This window comes from Rhizomicrobium sp. (genome assembly GCA_037200045.1).
Taxonomy (GTDB): Bacteria; Pseudomonadota; Alphaproteobacteria; order Micropepsales; family Micropepsaceae; genus Rhizomicrobium.
The window spans coordinates 2,807,359-2,821,429 of record JBBCHM010000001.1 but is presented as its reverse complement, the minus strand read 5'-3'; the positions used below and the strand labels follow the sequence as shown (position 1 = coordinate 2,821,429).

Below are 14,071 nucleotides of genomic sequence, written 5' to 3'. Positions count from 1 at the left end.
CCGCGTCAGGATACCGGTGATTTCGCCGCGTCGGCGAGGCGATTGATCTTCCGGAGCGGCGGGAACAGGGCCATCCACACGGCGACGACCGCCAAGGTGCCGATGCCGCCGATCACCACGGACAGGATCGTCCCGAACCAGTCCGCCGTGATGCCCGATTCAAACTCGCCAAGCTCGTTGGAGGCACCGATGAACAGCATGCTCACGGCGCTGACGCGGCCGCGCATCGCGTCGGGTGTGGCGTATTGGATGAGGGCGGAGCGCACGAAGACGCTGATCATATCCGAGGCGCCGAGCACCGCCAGCGCCACGAGCGAGACGAAGAAATTGGTCGACAGGCCGAAGACGATGGTGGCGACACCGAAGATCGCGACCGCAATGAACATGATCATGCCGGTGCGGCGCTGGATCGGCCAGCGCGCCAGGCTGAACGCCGTCAGCGCGGCCCCGACCGCGGGACCGCTGCGCAGCACGCCCAGCCCGATGGGTCCGGCATGCAGGATGTCTTTCGCATAGGCGGGCAGCAGCGCGGTGGCGCCGCCGAGCAGGACGGCGAACAGATCGAGCGAAATCGCGCCCAGCACGACGGGACGATGGCGCACGAAGTCGATGCCCTCGCGCACGCGCTCGATCCCCGAGGCACCGGTATCGACATGGGGCGGACGCTTTCGCCCGCCGAGCGACGCGGTCAGGAGCGAGGCCACGATCATCAGCACGAGGCTGACGGAGAAGGTCGTCATCGGCCCGAGCGCGAACAGGAAGCCGCCCAGCGCCGGACCGGCGATGGTCGCGGTCGTGAAGACGGAGGACGAGAGCGCGATGGCGCGCGGCAGCTTCTCCGGCGGGACGAGAAACGGTAGCAGCGACTGCGAGGCGGGTCCGTAGAAGCCGCGCGTGGCGCCGAACAGGATCAGCACCGCGTAATAGGGCCACGGAATCTGCGGCGCGAACAGGACGAGGATGAGAAAGAGACCGGAGCAGACGCTTTGCATCGCTTGCGTCGCGCTCAGCACCTTGCGCTGGTCGAAACGGTCGGCGATATCGCCGGCGGGCAACGTGAGAATGAACATCGGCCCGAACTGGCAAAGACCCACCAGGCCGAGCGCGAAGGTCGAATGGGTGATGTCGTAGACCTGCCAGCCGATCGCAACCGACTGTATCTGGAAGGCGATCGTCACGATGAAGCGGACGACGGCGAACACATAGAAATCGCGGTCGCGATAGACCGTAGGCGGGACGTCCGTCATGGCGGCCATGGAGCGCGATTGGGCGTGTGGGTCAAGCGCCGCCGCGCCGCCGCAGCCATTCGCCGCGCGCGATGCTCCAAATGTCGACTTCGAAATCCTTGCCGCCGGTGCGCAGCGTGCGCCGTTCGCCCTTCGTCTCGCCGATGCGCTCCGCGACCGCTTGCGACCCTTTGTTCTCAGGATCGATGCAGGAGATCATGCGATCGACCGGCTGGGTCAGGAACGCGTAATCGAGCGCAGTGATGGCCGCCTCGCTGGCATAGCCCTGGCCCCAATAGGGACGGCCGAGCGTCCAGCCGAGCTCCAGCGATGGCCAGCCTTCGGGATTGATGAGCCCGACACGGCCGACCAGGGCGCGGTCGGATTTGCGCTCCACCGCCCAGGTGCCGTAGCCGCGCATGTTCCAGTGGCCCATCGAGCCGGCGAGCGCGCGCCAGGCGTCGGTGCGTTCCATCACGCCGCCGAGGAATTTCATGACATCCGCGTCGGCATAAAATTGCGCGAGCGTATCGAAGTCGTCCGCCCGCCATTCGCGCAAGGTGAGCCGCTCGGTCTCGAGGCGCGGAATCATGTTCATCCTCCATTCACGGTGTTCGCATTTTCGGCGGCAACATCGGATTGCGCGACAGTCAGCGACAAAGATCACGGAAACTGTACCTCCTGTCGAGCAGTTCACGCTTGCGCAAGGCGGGGGACAGATACGATTTCTCTGGATGGGCACCGCCCGCAACCGATGGAGACGACAATGACGATTGGAAAGAAATTATTGGCGGCGGCTTTCGCGCTGTCGCTCGCCGCGCCGCTGGCGCTGACACCCGCCGAAGCCGCGCCGCATGGCGGCGGCATGATGTCGGGCCATCCCGATGCCTTTCATGACCACAATCGCCGGCCGGCCAACCGGCTTGAGCACCGTCCGCCCATGCCGCACGGCCATTATCACTGGCGCGCCGGCGCCTGGAATTGGCGCAACGGCGTGTGGGTGTGGGCGCCCGGCATCTGGATCCGCTTCTGACGCGTAAGGCCGCGAATCACGCGTTCGCGGATCGGACCGCCGTGTCCAGTCGTGTTAGTGCGGATGGAAAGCCGCGGGGCACGATGCGATCTTCGCATCGTCACGCGTGATTCTGTGATTCTGGGCCGCCTGCCGAGGCATTGCTTCAGGCATGGCGGCCCCCTTCTTTTCCGCCGGCGCGCTATCGCAGGTGGATGGTGATGGTGTTGGCGCCCGGCCGCAATTCGAACTTGGTCGCCTCGAAGGGCGGCTCGCTGAGTGTGGGCGACGCGTCGTTGGAGAAGCCGTATTTCTCGAGCGGCAACCCGATCCAGTTCATGTCGAACTCGCCGTTGCGGTTGAAATCCTGGAACAGCTTGACGGCATAGATGCCGGGCTTCACGGGCTTCAGCACGACGATCGTCTCGCCCGGCTTGGCGGGAACCACGGCGTCGATCGTCGCATCCGCATCCTGGCCCGAATAATTCTCCCGCGTGTACAGCGCGACGCGGACGTCGCCGCCGCGCGGGCTCACCTTCTCGACTTTGATGGTCAGCGTCGCGAGCGGCTCGGCGGCAGGTGCGGGGACGGCCGCGAGCGCGAATACGCCCGCGAGGAAGAGTCGAAGCACCTGTCCGTCCTTATCCGCCCCGCTCGCCTATGCCAGCCTGGGATCCAGCTTCTTGCAGGCGTCGATCAGGCCCTTCACCGAGTCGGCGGATTTGGCGAGCTGTTCCTTCTCGGACGCCGTGAGCTCGAGTTCCACGATGCGCTCGATGCCCTTCTCGCCGATCACCGCCGGCACACCGACATAAAGGTCCTTGATGCCGTAAGCACCGTTGACATAGCAGGCGCAGGGCAGCACGCGCTTTTTGTCCTTAAGGTAACTCTCCGCCATGGCGATGGCAGAAGTCGCGGGCGCGTAAAAGGCGGAACCGGTCTTCAAGAGGCCCACGATCTCCGCGCCGCCATCGCGCGTGCGCTGCGTGATGGCGTCGAGCCGCTCCTGCTTGATCCAGCCCATCTTGACGAGTTCCGGCAGCGAAATGCCGGCCACGGTCGAGAAGCGCGGCATCGGCACCATGGTGTCGCCATGACCGCCAAGCACGAAGGCCGAGACATCCTCGACGCTGACGCTCATCTCTTCGGCGAGGAAGTGACGGAAGCGCGCGCTGTCGAGCACGCCGGCCATGCCGACGACCTTCTCGTGCGGCAGGCCGGAGAACTGGCGCAGCGCCCACACCATGGCGTCGAGCGGATTGGTGATGCAGACCACGAAGGCGTTCGGCGCGTTGGCCTTGATGCCCTCGCCCACCGCGGACATGACCTTGAGGTTGATCCCGAGCAGGTCGTCGCGGCTCATGCCGGGCTTGCGCGGCACGCCGGCCGTCACGATCACGACATCGGCGTCCTTGATGTCGGAATAGGCGTTGGTGCCCTTCAGCTTCGCGTCGAAGCCTTCGACCGGGCCGGCCTGGGCGAGGTCGAGCGACTTGCCCTGCGGCAGACCTTCCACCACGTCGAACAGCACGATGTCGCCGAGTTCCTTCAAGGCCACGAGATGGGCGAGCGTGCCGCCGATTTGTCCGCCACCGATGAGCGCGATCTTCTTGCGGGCCATGAAATGTCCTTTCCGGGATTTGCCGGAGGGCTAAGTAGCGTGGGCCGGGCCCGGCGGCAAGGAAGCCGCGGCCGGCACCCGTTCACGGAATTTGTGCGGCTATTTCAGCGGTCTTCGGCGCGGCCAGGCGGTTGAACAGGCGCTGGCCGGGACGCTCGATGTAGCGCCAGGTGACGGCCGCCAGCGCGACGACGACCGCAAGGACGGCGAGCAGCGCGGGATCGTCACCCCATCCTGGGGCCAGGATCGCGTTGCCGTCCGGCGTGTGGACCAGCCAAATCCGATGAAAGGCGATCTCCCCCATGCCGACGGCGGAGAACAGAACCGCGAGCACCGGCGTGTGGACCATGTAGATGGAATAGGACCAGCGGCCGAGTGCCGCGGCCGGCCGCGTCGCCAGCGCGCGCGAGACGTACCCGGCCTCGCCCGCGAAGACCAGGACGGCGAGCGCGAAAAGCGGCGTCGCCAGATACTCGCCGGCCCGGCTGCCCGGTACGAAGGTCAGGAAGGCCATGACGAGGACGAGCGCCGCGACTTCGACGGTCGTACCCTTCAGCGGCCTTCCCAATCCGCGCCGCCATGCTTCGTAGGTCAGGACGCCCATGAAGAACCCGTAGAGGCAGCGGAAGAAGCCCCAATCGAAAGTCTCGCGCATGCCATAGCGCGAGAAGCACGCCAGCACGGCGGTGCCGCCCGCCGCGAGCAGCAGCGATAGCGACAGCCGCGCCGCCCGGCCGCGCGCGGCGAAACAAACCAGCGCGAAGACGAGATAGGCGTAGAACTCCGTGCTGATCGACCAGGCCGGGCCGTTCCAGGTCTCGTAGGGGTGCAGGCCGAGCGACTGGATCAGGAACAGATTGGTCAGGATCGTGTAAGGCGAGCGGTCGGCGGTGAAGGCCGCGCGCTCGCCGGCGAGCGGATGCCAGTGGGCGATGACGAGATGACTCAGCTCCAGCAGGATCAGCGCGGCCAGCATCGCCGCATGCAGCGGCCATAACCGGCCGAAACGGCGGATGGCGAAGCTCTTGATCTGCGGCGCGGTCGTCAGCCCGTCACCATAGGCGTGCGCGATCACGAAGCCGGAGAGCACGAAGAAGAAGTCGACGAACAGCCAGGCGTTGCGGATGAGCGGCTGCCAATAGAGAAAGCCTCGTGCCTCGATGTGATGGGCCGCGACCAGCAGGGCGCAGATCCCGCGCCAGCCATCCAGCGCGCGGAACCGCGCCGTTACATGAGCAGCCCCCGACATCCCGCCAAGCTATTCCGCAAGGACGCGGAGGAACACCATGGCGCCATGCGGCGAGCTGCCATAGCTCGGAACGCCGGAGGGCACGAAATCGAAGCTGTAGGCGCCGCCAATGCCGAGCTTGAAATGTTCCGCCACGCGCCAGTCGCGGATCACACCGAGCGTGGCTTCGCCCGCCGTGCGGATCGCGGGGCTCGCGAACAATTCGCCGCTGTCGATGGATTCGGCGCGGGCAAAAAGCGTCCAGAGGTCGGCGGGCTTGTATTCGGCCTCGGCGAGAAAACCGTTCTCGCCCACTCCGCCGGTCAATTGCTTGCGCCCGAAGGCGAGCGTGGCCGCGATGGAGGAATCGTCTCCCAGCGGCGTGACATAAGTGGCGCTCGCCGTATAGCGCGTCTCGTTGACTGTGGGTTCAAGTTGCTCGGGGCTCTTGAGGAAGCCCCATGACGCCTGCAGCGACCAGTTCGCCGTCGGGTTCCAGCTCAAGCGCGCCGAGGTGCTGTCGAATCGTGCGGGATCGAAATCGAAGCGGAACTGGTCCGGCTCGCGGCCGGTGAACTGGGAGACTTCCAGCTTCCAGTCGTCATGGACATATCCGGCCGTCACCACGCCGAACGTGATGTGTGTCGAGTCGAGCCAATGATGCGCGATCGGCGCCGCCGGAATATCCTCGCTCGAGGCGCGATGCATGAAGGCCGCCGGCCCCAGCGCGGGTTCGCCGGGATAGCCGACATAGACGAAGAGGCTGTCCGCATCGGTGAGCCGGTGGCTGTATGAGGCCGACAACTCCATGAACAGATCGTGCGGATGCTGGCGATCCACCAGCGGCGTCGTGCCGTTCGCCGTCTCTCCGGTCGCGAGCAGCAAGGGGTAGCCGCTGCGCCCCAGGAACGGATCGGGGCTGAGCATGGCGCGCAGATTCAGCGTGTCGCCGCCGGCAAAATCGCGCCGCGCCGCGACCATGAACATGCCGGTAAGGAAGGTCTGGTCGTCGCCGCGCGGACCGCTCTGCGTATCGTAGACGCCGACGAGACGCGTATGAAGCATGATCGCCCAGTCGTCCGCCGTCAGGTGGATGCCGGCGTGGGTCGCCGCGTCGGGCTGCCAGCTCGTGCCGGAGGCGTCGCGCGTCATCGGGTAGCTGCCGAGCGTGCCCGTCATGGCCATTCCCGGCATATCCATGCCCGGCATGTCCATTCCGAGCATGTCCGCCATCGCATGGTCCTGCGCGGCCGCCGGCGTTGCGGCGCAAAACACTAGGGCGAGGGCGAGACGGCGCATGGAAAATTCTCCTGGTGGGGCGGGTTGCGGCGATCGGGGCGAGACCCTATTATACCCCCATGGGGTATACAAGATGACGACGACGAAACACGATCCCGCGCTGACGGCCCGCCTCGCCCGGATCGAAGGCCAGGTGCGCGGCATCGCGCGCATGGTGGAAGAGGAACGCTACTGCATCGACATCCTCACGCAGATGCAGGCGGTCAAATCGGCGCTGAAGCGCGTCGAAGAGCAGATCCTGAAGGAGCATGCGGCCCATTGCGTCGCGCATGCGATCCATAGCGGCGACACGAAAGACCAGACGCAGAAATTCAACGAACTCGTGGAGCTGTTCAGCAAATATGCCCGATAACCAGATCACGGCGCGCGATCCCGTCTGTGGGATGAGCGTGGACCCGCAAACGGCCAAGCACCGGGCGGAATATCATGGTCACGAATACGTGTTCTGCAGCGCGGGCTGCCATGAGAAGTTCATGGCCGATCCGGAAAAATACGTTGCAAAGGAAAGCGCCGCGGAAACGCCCGCCGCGGACAAGGGCGCGATCTATACCTGCCCGATGCATCCGCAGATCCGCCAGATCGGTCCGGGCTTTTGCCCCATCTGCGGCATGGCGCTGGAGCCGGTCAAAGTCTCGGCAACCGAGACGTCCAGTCCCGAACTCGACGACATGTGGCGCCGGTTCTGGATCGGCGGCGTGCTCACCGCGCCGGTATTCGCGCTGGCGATGGGAGAGCATCTCGTCGATCTCGGCCGGTTCGTGACGCCGCAGGCCTCTCTGTGGATCCAGTTCGCGCTGAGCACGCCCGTGGTGCTGTGGGCGGGCTCGCCGTTCTTCGTGCGCGGCTGGGCCTCGCTGGTCAACCGCTCGCTCAACATGTTCACGCTGATCGCGCTCGGCGTCGCCGCGGCCTATGGTTACAGCCTGGTGGGTCTGCTGGCGCCGGGCCTCTTTCCCGACGCGGTGAAGATGGACGGTATCGTGCCGGTCTATTTCGAGGCGGCGGCCGTCATCACCGTGTTGGTGCTGCTCGGCCAGGTGCTTGAATTGCGGGCCCGGGCGCAGACCGGCGGCGCCATCCGCGCGCTCCTGAAGCTCGCGCCGACCCATGCGCGGCGCCTGACCGCGACGGGCGAAGAGGACGTGCCGCTCGCCGATGTGCACGAAGGCGACCGGTTGCGCGTGCGGCCGGGCGAGGCCGTGCCGGTGGACGGCGCCGTCCTCGAGGGTGCGAGCGCGGTCGACGAATCCATGGTGACCGGCGAGTCCGTGCCGGTCGAGAAGCAGGCCGGCGCCAAACTGATCGGCGGCACCGTCAACGGCACCGGCACGCTGGTCATGCGCGCCGACAAGGTCGGCGCCGGCACCGTGCTGGCCCGTATCGTCGCCATGGTGTCGGAGGCGCAGCGCAGCCGCGCGCCGATCCAGCGCCTGGCGGACCAGGTTTCCGCGATCTTCGTGCCGGCGGTGCTCGCCGTCGCGGCGGTGGCCTTCGTCGCATGGCTGGTCTTCGGACCGCAGCCGGCCTTCGCGCATGCGCTGGTGGCGGCGGTTTCCGTCCTGATCATCGCCTGTCCCTGCGCGCTCGGCCTCGCGACGCCGATGTCGATCATGGTGGGCGTCGGCAAGGGCGCCGCCGCCGGCGTGCTGATCCGCAATGCCGAGGCGCTGGAGCGCTTCGAGCGCGTCGACGTCCTCGTCGTCGACAAGACGGGCACGCTCACCGAGGGCCATTCCCGGCTGGTCGGCCTCGTGGCGGCGGACGGCTTCGACGAACCGAAGGTGCTTGCGATCGCCGCCGCGCTCGAAAAGCCGAGCGAGCATCCATTGGCGGCGGCGATCCTCGCCGGCGCCGCGGCGCGCGGCATCGCGCCCGGCGCCGTGGAAAATTTCCGCGCCGTCACCGGCAAGGGCGTTTCCGGATCGCTTGGCGGCACGGAGGCCCTCGTCGGGACCGCCGAATTCCTCGCCGAGCGCGGCATCGATTGCGCGGCGCTTGCAGCGAAGGCGGAAGACTTCCGCCGCGACGGCGCGACGGCGATGTTCGTTGCCGATGCCGGGCGCGTCGCGGGACTGCTTGCCATCGCCGATCCGGTGAAGGCGTCGACCCCGGCGGCCCTGGCCGCGCTGCGCGGCGAGAACATCCGCGTCGTGATGGTGACCGGCGACAACCGCACGACCGCGATGGCGGTGGCGAGCAAGCTCGGCATCGCCGATGTCGAGGCCGGGGTCTTGCCGGAGAAGAAGAGCGAAATCGTGCGGCGGCTGCGCGGCGAGGGCCATGTCGTCGCCATGGCCGGCGACGGCGTCAACGACGCGCCGGCGCTGGCGGCGGCCGATATCGGCGTCGCGATGGGCACGGGAACCGACGTTGCGATGCAGAGCGCCGGGATGACTTTGGTGAAGGGCGATCTCGCCGGGCTGGCGCGGGCACGCCGGCTCAGCCGGGCGACGCTCGGCAACATAAGGCAGAACCTGGTGCTTGCCTTCGTCTACAACATCATCGGCGTGCCGGTGGCGGCGGGGGTGCTCTACCCGTCCTATGGCGTGCTACTCAGCCCGATCATCGCCGCGGCGGCGATGAGTCTGAGCTCGGTATCGGTGATCGCCAATGCGCTGCGCCTGCGGCGGGTGAAGCTCTGAGGCACAAGAAAAAGCCGGCCTGTGCTTTCGCATCGGCCGGCTTGATCTCTTTGCCGAGGAAATCGATCAGATCGATTCCTTCAGCTCCTTCGCGGCGCGGAAGGCGACCTTCTTGGAAGCCTTGATCTTGATCGCTTCGCCGGTCGCGGGGTTGCGGCCCATGCGGGCGGCACGCTTGCGCACGACCAGGATGCCGAGCCCGTTCAGACGGACGCGGGCGCCCTTCTTCAGGTGCTTGGTGATCAGTGCGATCGCGTCGTCGATAATCGCGAGCGAGGCCTTGTTCGACATCTCATGCTTCTCGGCCAGCGCGGCGCCAAGCTGGCGGGTGCTCACCGTCTCGACCTTCGCCTTGGCGGCCTTCGGGGCGCCAGTTCCAGCTATTGCCATTGTTTTTGCTCCTTGTTGCGAATCAAACGAATGCCCGATTTTACTGTACTTCCGAGACGCAACGCACGCGATGTCTGGCGAAAAGCGCGATAAATCGGGGTTTATATGCGCTATTGGGACTGTTTGGCGCGGACAACGCGCGAAAGGCCCGATTTATGGACCTTTTACGCCGCGTCGATGAAGCCGCCCATCTGGCGGTTCCAGAGCCGGGAATAAGGCCCCTTGTTCGCGAGCAGCACGCGGTGCGGTCCGTCTTCCAGGATTCGTCCCTGATCGAGATAGACCACCCGGTCCATGCCGGCGATGGTCGAGAGCCGGTGCGCGATGGCGATCACCGTGCGGCCCTGGACCAGCGTCCACAGCACCGACTGGATCAAGTGTTCGCTTTCGGAATCGAGCGAGGAGGTCGCTTCGTCCAGCACAAGAATGCGCGCGTCCTTGATCAGGGCGCGAGCGATCGCCACCCGCTGGCGCTCGCCGCCGGAGAGCTTGATGCCCTGCTCGCCCACGATCATGTCGTAGCCTTCGTCGCGCTCGGAGATGAAGTCGTGGGCATGGGCCTGGCGCGCCGCGCTTTCGACCTCCTCGGCCTCGGCCAGGGGCCGCGCATAACGGATATTGTCGCGGACATTGCGATGGAACACGCCGGGCATCTGCGGCACTTCGGCGATCGCCTCGTTGAGCGAATCCCAGGTGACATGGGCGATGTCCTGCCCGTCGATGGTGATGCGGCCCGACTGCGGCTCGAACTGGCGGCGCAGCAAACGCACCAGCGTCGACTTGCCGGCGCCCGACGGCCCGACAAGGCCGACCCGCTCGCCCGGCGCAATGTCGAGGTTCAAATTCTCGAACACCTGATAGCCGTTGGGATGGCGGAACGAAACGTTCTCAAAGCGGATATGCCCCTTGCCGACGGCGAGCGGCTTGGCATCCGGCGCATCGACAATCTCGTGCGGGGCGCTGACGAGATCGAGCGCCTCGGCCAGTGTGCCGAGCTGCTCGAAATAGTCGAGCATGCGGAAGGAAAGCTCCTGCACGCCGCGCGCGATCTGGTTGGCGAGCAGGTAGATCATGGTGAAGGCGCCGAGCGAGATCGCGCCGGCGACGATGTCGCGCGCGGTGACAAAAACCAGCGCCACCAGCAGCAGCAACGTCGCGGACTGCATGAACATCCGCATCGTGATGAGGAACCAGCGCAGCCGGCGCGACGCGTTCATTTCGTCCGCGAGGAAATAGGAGATGAATTTGCGCTCATAGGCGGCCTTGGCGAAGGCGCGCACGAGATCGGCGTTGGATACCGCATCGATCAGCCGCCCGGTCGAGGTCGAGACCTCGTCGGACAGCGCCTTGGACAGCACGACGCAGCGCCTGGCGAGCGCGAAGACGACGCCGAGATAGAGCACCGTCCACACGCCCAGGATGATCGCATAGGCCGGCGCCTGCAGCGCCATCAGCGCCGCGCCGATGACGACGAGGCCGAAGACGCGCACCGCGTCCATGCAGACGATGCCGAGAATGCCGATGGCCGCCTGGCCGGCCTGCTTGACCTTCTGGCCGAGCTTGCCGGCGAAATTGTCCTGGAAGTAGCGCGGCGAATGGCCGAGCAGGTAGACGAACAGATATTTCTGCGCCAGTCCGCGCATGCGCGGGCCGGTGTTGACGTCCACCATCTCATAGGCGCGGTAGGCGAGCGCGCCGCCGAACCAGATGCCCGCCAGCCACACGATCCAGGGCCACACCGTGGCGAAGCCGCCATGGCTCTTCACCGCGGCGGTGATGGCATTGACCAGATGGGAGAAGACGAGCGGGGTGAAGGCCTCGATCGAGGTCGCCGTCATGGCGAAGGCGGCCATCGCCGCGACACGGCCGGGAAAATGGGTGCGGATCAGGAACCAGATGAAGGCGAAGGGCGTGCCGGGGACATGCGCCAGCTTCACCGCCTCGTCGAGCGGCTCGGCGTCCTTGACGACGGTTTCGGTGGCGATCACACGCGGCACGGCACTGCTCACACGCTCAAAAAGGGCGCGGAGAATAATCCGGCGAATTGCGTTGGGAAGGGGGCGAAGCGGAATGATTTGGCGTGTGGCGCGAAAGTCGCGTCACGACGGCCAGTGGCGCAATGCGGCGTCGAGTCCGCGGCCGACCCGCGCGGCGCCGGCGGGCGACAGGTGGTGATCGTCCCAATAGAGCAATTGGCCGTCGACGAGCGCATGGCAGGCCGTCGCGTCGCACAGGGCGCGGTTGGGCAGATAGGTGCGGACGCCGGGGCGGTGCTCGGCGAGCGCGGCGATCATGCGGTCCGCGACGGCCGTCTGGCGCAGGACCGCGGCGAGCGGCAAAATCATACAAGCCGCCGGGTTGCGTCCGGCGATCCGTTCGCGGCCATAGCAATGCGCGGGGCTTTCCGGAAACGGGACCACGGCACCGATCACCAGAACCGGGATTCCGCGCCGGTTCAGCTTGTCGATCAGCGCTCCCAACGCGGCCGCAATCGCGGCCCGACCGCCGGCGACATATCCGCTGCCGTCGTTGACATAGAGTTCCCAGCGCGCCTCCAGGATCACCAGCCGCACGGAGGGCGATGCGAGGACCAGGGCCGCCGCGGCATCGGCGAATTCGGCGCAGGGCCGGAAGTTCCTGTCCGGTCGGGTGATGCGGATTCCCGGCAGCGGCAGGCAGCCCGGACGGGTCATCTCGCGCAGCCGCAAATGCCGCGCGGCGGCAAAACGCTTCAACTCCGGCGACAGGACGCGCGCATGGGAATCGCCGATCAGGACGGCCTCGCCGGCAAAAGCCGTATCGCCGCTCACGCAATTGTCCTGTGGCCTGCACCAGCGGCCAGGCATCGGGCGCTGGACCACGGCGTCGAGGGCACGGACATCGGGCGGCATGCGTCCGGGCAGTCCATGAAGCCACACGAAGGCGACGGCCGTGACGACGAAGACGCCGATGCCGATCCCGGCGGCGGCGAAACTGAGCGGTCGCCAAGCCGGGTGCCAGCGCCGGATCGGCTGCTCGACATAGCGCCACGACAGGGTGGAGACCGCGAACACGGCGGCCAGGATCGCGGCCGACTCGGCAAGGGTCGGCTCGCGATGAAGATAAAGCCTCGCATACACGAGCGCCGGCCAATGCCACAGATAGAGCGAATAGGAAATCCGCCCGATGAAGACCGGCAGGCGCGTGGCGAGCGCGTCGCCCACGACATTGCCGCCGCCCTCGGAGGCGAAGAGAAGGACCGCCGTTCCCAGCGTCGCGATGAAGCTGTTCAGGAGCTGCGAAGACGCGCCCGCGCCGGGAAGGACCACGGCGACAAGGATGAGGGCAAAGCCAGCGGTCCCGACCGCGTGGCGCGCCACAGCGGAACGCAGGGGCGCAAGCGCGCCGGTCGACAGGAACGCCCCAGCCAGCAATTCCCAGGCGCGCGGCGGCAGAAGATAGAACGCCGCGCGCGGGTCGTTCTGCGTGACGTGCAGAACAAGCGCGAGCGCCAGGGACGCGGCGGCAAGCGCGAGGATGACGCGGGCCAGCGCCCTGCGGCCGCGGGCAATGACCATCAGCAAAGGCGGCCAGACCAGATAGAATTGTTCTTCCACCGCCAGCGACCAGACATGCAGCAGCGGGTTCTCGCCGGCTTGCGGCGCGAAATATTGCGCCACGTCCTGCCAATCGCGAATATTGGCGTAGAACAGCGCGCTGGCGATCAGGTTGCGCCCGAACTCCTGGAGTTCGTCGGGGAGCAGGATGAACAGTGCCGCGATCGCCGATGCGAAAAGCACCACGCCCAGCGCCGGCAGGATGCGGCGGATGCGGCGGTCGTAGAAATCGGCGAGCGAGAACGTTCCGGTATCCTGCTCGCGCCGGATCAGGCCGGTGATGAGATAGCCCGAGATGACGAAGAAGACGTCGACGCCGACATAGCCGCCGGAGAACGGCCAGATATTCGCGTGATAGAAAAGGACCGGAAGGATCGCGACGGCGCGCAGGCCATCGATGTCGTTCCTGTGTCCGCGAACCATCACGCCCCCACACGGAGACCAACCCTCCCGTTTACGGGAGGGTCGAAATCTTTGAGCGCAGCGAAAAGATTTCGGGGAGGGGACAGCAGCGCAGAAATGGCACCGCTGTCCCCTCCCCGAAAAATTCGTCGCTGCGCTTCGAATTTTTCGACCCTCCCGTAAACGGGAGGGTAAGACGAATTACGCCTCGGCGGGAGCCGCGATGTCGGTATCCTGGCGCTCGGCGATGCGGGCGGACTTGCCGCGGCGGCCGCGCAGATAATAGAGCTTGGCGCGGCGCACCCGGCCCTTGCGCACCACCGTTACGCTGTCGACCAGCGGCGAGTAGATCGGGAACACGCGCTCCACGCCCTCGCCGTACGAGATCTTGCGCACGGTAAAGGCCTCGTTGAGGCCGGCGCCTTGGCGCGCGATGCACACGCCCTCGAAGGCCTGGAGGCGCTCGCGGCGCTTCTCCGCCTTGGCCTTCTCGTCATAGGAGACTTCGACAACCTTGACGTTGACCTTCAGCGTGTCGCCGGCGCGGAATTCAGGGAGCGGCTTGGCCCGGACGGCCTTCATCTGCTCGGCTTCGAGCGTCTGCAACAGGTTCATGGCGTGATCTCCGGGCGGCGATGGTCGGCAAAAGAGCGGG

General features: G+C 66.4%; 13 protein-coding genes. 3 read left to right on the top strand and 10 right to left on the bottom strand.

The genetic code is table 11. The annotated features are described in order from the left end of the window. Positions 1-5: 5 nt before the first annotated feature. Both WDM86_13835 and WDM86_13830 read right to left on the bottom strand, forming a co-directional pair. On the bottom strand, positions 6-1,247 hold the full coding sequence (locus tag WDM86_13835) for an MFS transporter (GenBank protein MEI9991113.1): 1,242 nt from the start codon (positions 1,245-1,247) through the stop codon (positions 6-8). 31 nt (positions 1,248-1,278) lie between these two features. Beyond that, positions 1,279-1,818, bottom strand: coding sequence for a GNAT family N-acetyltransferase (locus WDM86_13830; protein ID MEI9991112.1), 540 nt, complete (start codon positions 1,816-1,818; stop codon positions 1,279-1,281). Between the two features lie 174 nt (positions 1,819-1,992). On the opposite strand from WDM86_13830, the gene WDM86_13825 reads away from it, so the two are divergent. Further along, entirely contained in the window at positions 1,993-2,259 is a 267-nt protein-coding gene (locus WDM86_13825; GenBank protein MEI9991111.1) for a hypothetical protein, read from the top strand. 181 nt (positions 2,260-2,440) lie between these two features. On the opposite strand, the gene WDM86_13820 is transcribed toward WDM86_13825, so the two are convergent. The 4 genes from WDM86_13820 to WDM86_13805 form a co-directional block, all read right to left on the bottom strand. Then, positions 2,441-2,869, bottom strand: a complete 429-nt coding sequence (locus WDM86_13820) for a DUF2141 domain-containing protein (GenBank protein MEI9991110.1) — start codon at positions 2,867-2,869, stop codon at positions 2,441-2,443. Between the two features lie 27 nt (positions 2,870-2,896). Continuing rightward, the gene (gene mdh, locus WDM86_13815; GenBank protein ID MEI9991109.1) at positions 2,897-3,859 is read right to left on the bottom strand and encodes a malate dehydrogenase; all 963 of its coding nucleotides are present in this window, start codon (positions 3,857-3,859) and stop codon (positions 2,897-2,899) included. Between the two features lie 82 nt (positions 3,860-3,941). Continuing rightward, positions 3,942-5,108 carry an acyltransferase gene (locus tag WDM86_13810; GenBank protein ID MEI9991108.1) on the bottom strand — a complete coding sequence of 389 codons (1,167 nt, stop codon included), beginning with the start codon at positions 5,106-5,108 and terminating at the stop codon, positions 3,942-3,944. Between the two features lie 9 nt (positions 5,109-5,117). After that, positions 5,118-6,386, bottom strand: coding sequence for a hypothetical protein (locus tag WDM86_13805; GenBank protein MEI9991107.1), 1,269 nt, complete (start codon positions 6,384-6,386; stop codon positions 5,118-5,120). 73 nt (positions 6,387-6,459) lie between these two features. Here WDM86_13805 and WDM86_13800 point away from each other — a divergent pair, with 73 nt between their 5' ends. Both WDM86_13800 and WDM86_13795 read left to right on the top strand, forming a co-directional pair. Continuing rightward, positions 6,460-6,738: a metal-sensitive transcriptional regulator gene (locus WDM86_13800; GenBank protein ID MEI9991106.1), complete on the top strand. Its 279-nt coding sequence runs from the start codon at positions 6,460-6,462 to the stop codon at positions 6,736-6,738. After that, positions 6,635-9,028, top strand: a complete 2,394-nt coding sequence (locus WDM86_13795; protein MEI9991105.1) for a heavy metal translocating P-type ATPase — start codon at positions 6,635-6,637, stop codon at positions 9,026-9,028. The genes WDM86_13800 and WDM86_13795 overlap by 104 nt, the downstream gene beginning before the upstream one ends. A gap of 66 nt (positions 9,029-9,094) precedes the next feature. On the opposite strand, the gene WDM86_13790 is transcribed toward WDM86_13795, so the two are convergent. From WDM86_13790 to rplS, 4 genes are all read right to left on the bottom strand, one after another. Beyond that, a complete protein-coding gene (locus tag WDM86_13790) occupies positions 9,095-9,418 on the bottom strand; it encodes an HU family DNA-binding protein (protein MEI9991104.1) in 324 nt (107 codons plus the stop codon). Positions 9,419-9,582: 164 nt separating this feature from the next. Beyond that, entirely contained in the window at positions 9,583-11,415 is a 1,833-nt protein-coding gene (locus WDM86_13785; protein ID MEI9991103.1) for an ABC transporter ATP-binding protein, read from the bottom strand. Between the two features lie 102 nt (positions 11,416-11,517). Further along, entirely contained in the window at positions 11,518-13,437 is a 1,920-nt protein-coding gene (locus WDM86_13780) for an acyltransferase family protein (protein ID MEI9991102.1), read from the bottom strand. Positions 13,438-13,617: 180 nt separating this feature from the next. Then, complete coding sequence (rplS, locus tag WDM86_13775) at positions 13,618-14,031, bottom strand: 50S ribosomal protein L19 (GenBank protein ID MEI9991101.1); 414 nt, start codon at positions 14,029-14,031, stop codon at positions 13,618-13,620. Positions 14,032-14,071: the final 40 nt, after the last annotated feature.

What these genes read in the sequence shown, in the direction of transcription:
- WDM86_13835 (MEI9991113.1), bottom strand. Translation starts at nt 1,247, where the DNA reads ATGACGGACGTCCCGCCTACGGTCTATCGCGACCGCGATTTCTATGTG.
- WDM86_13830 (MEI9991112.1), bottom strand. Translation starts at nt 1,818, where the DNA reads ATGATTCCGCGCCTCGAGACCGAGCGGCTCACCTTGCGCGAATGGCGG.
- WDM86_13825 (MEI9991111.1), top strand. Translation starts at nt 1,993, where the DNA reads ATGACGATTGGAAAGAAATTATTGGCGGCGGCTTTCGCGCTGTCGCTC.
- mdh (MEI9991109.1), bottom strand. Translation starts at nt 3,859, where the DNA reads ATGGCCCGCAAGAAGATCGCGCTCATCGGTGGCGGACAAATCGGCGGC.
- WDM86_13810 (MEI9991108.1), bottom strand. Translation starts at nt 5,108, where the DNA reads ATGTCGGGGGCTGCTCATGTAACGGCGCGGTTCCGCGCGCTGGATGGC.
- WDM86_13805 (MEI9991107.1), bottom strand. Translation starts at nt 6,386, where the DNA reads ATGCGCCGTCTCGCCCTCGCCCTAGTGTTTTGCGCCGCAACGCCGGCG.
- WDM86_13800 (MEI9991106.1), top strand. Translation starts at nt 6,460, where the DNA reads ATGACGACGACGAAACACGATCCCGCGCTGACGGCCCGCCTCGCCCGG.
- WDM86_13795 (MEI9991105.1), top strand. Translation starts at nt 6,635, where the DNA reads ATGCGGCCCATTGCGTCGCGCATGCGATCCATAGCGGCGACACGAAAG.
- WDM86_13790 (MEI9991104.1), bottom strand. Translation starts at nt 9,418, where the DNA reads ATGGCAATAGCTGGAACTGGCGCCCCGAAGGCCGCCAAGGCGAAGGTC.
- WDM86_13780 (MEI9991102.1), bottom strand. Translation starts at nt 13,437, where the DNA reads ATGGTTCGCGGACACAGGAACGACATCGATGGCCTGCGCGCCGTCGCG.
- rplS (MEI9991101.1), bottom strand. Translation starts at nt 14,031, where the DNA reads ATGAACCTGTTGCAGACGCTCGAAGCCGAGCAGATGAAGGCCGTCCGG.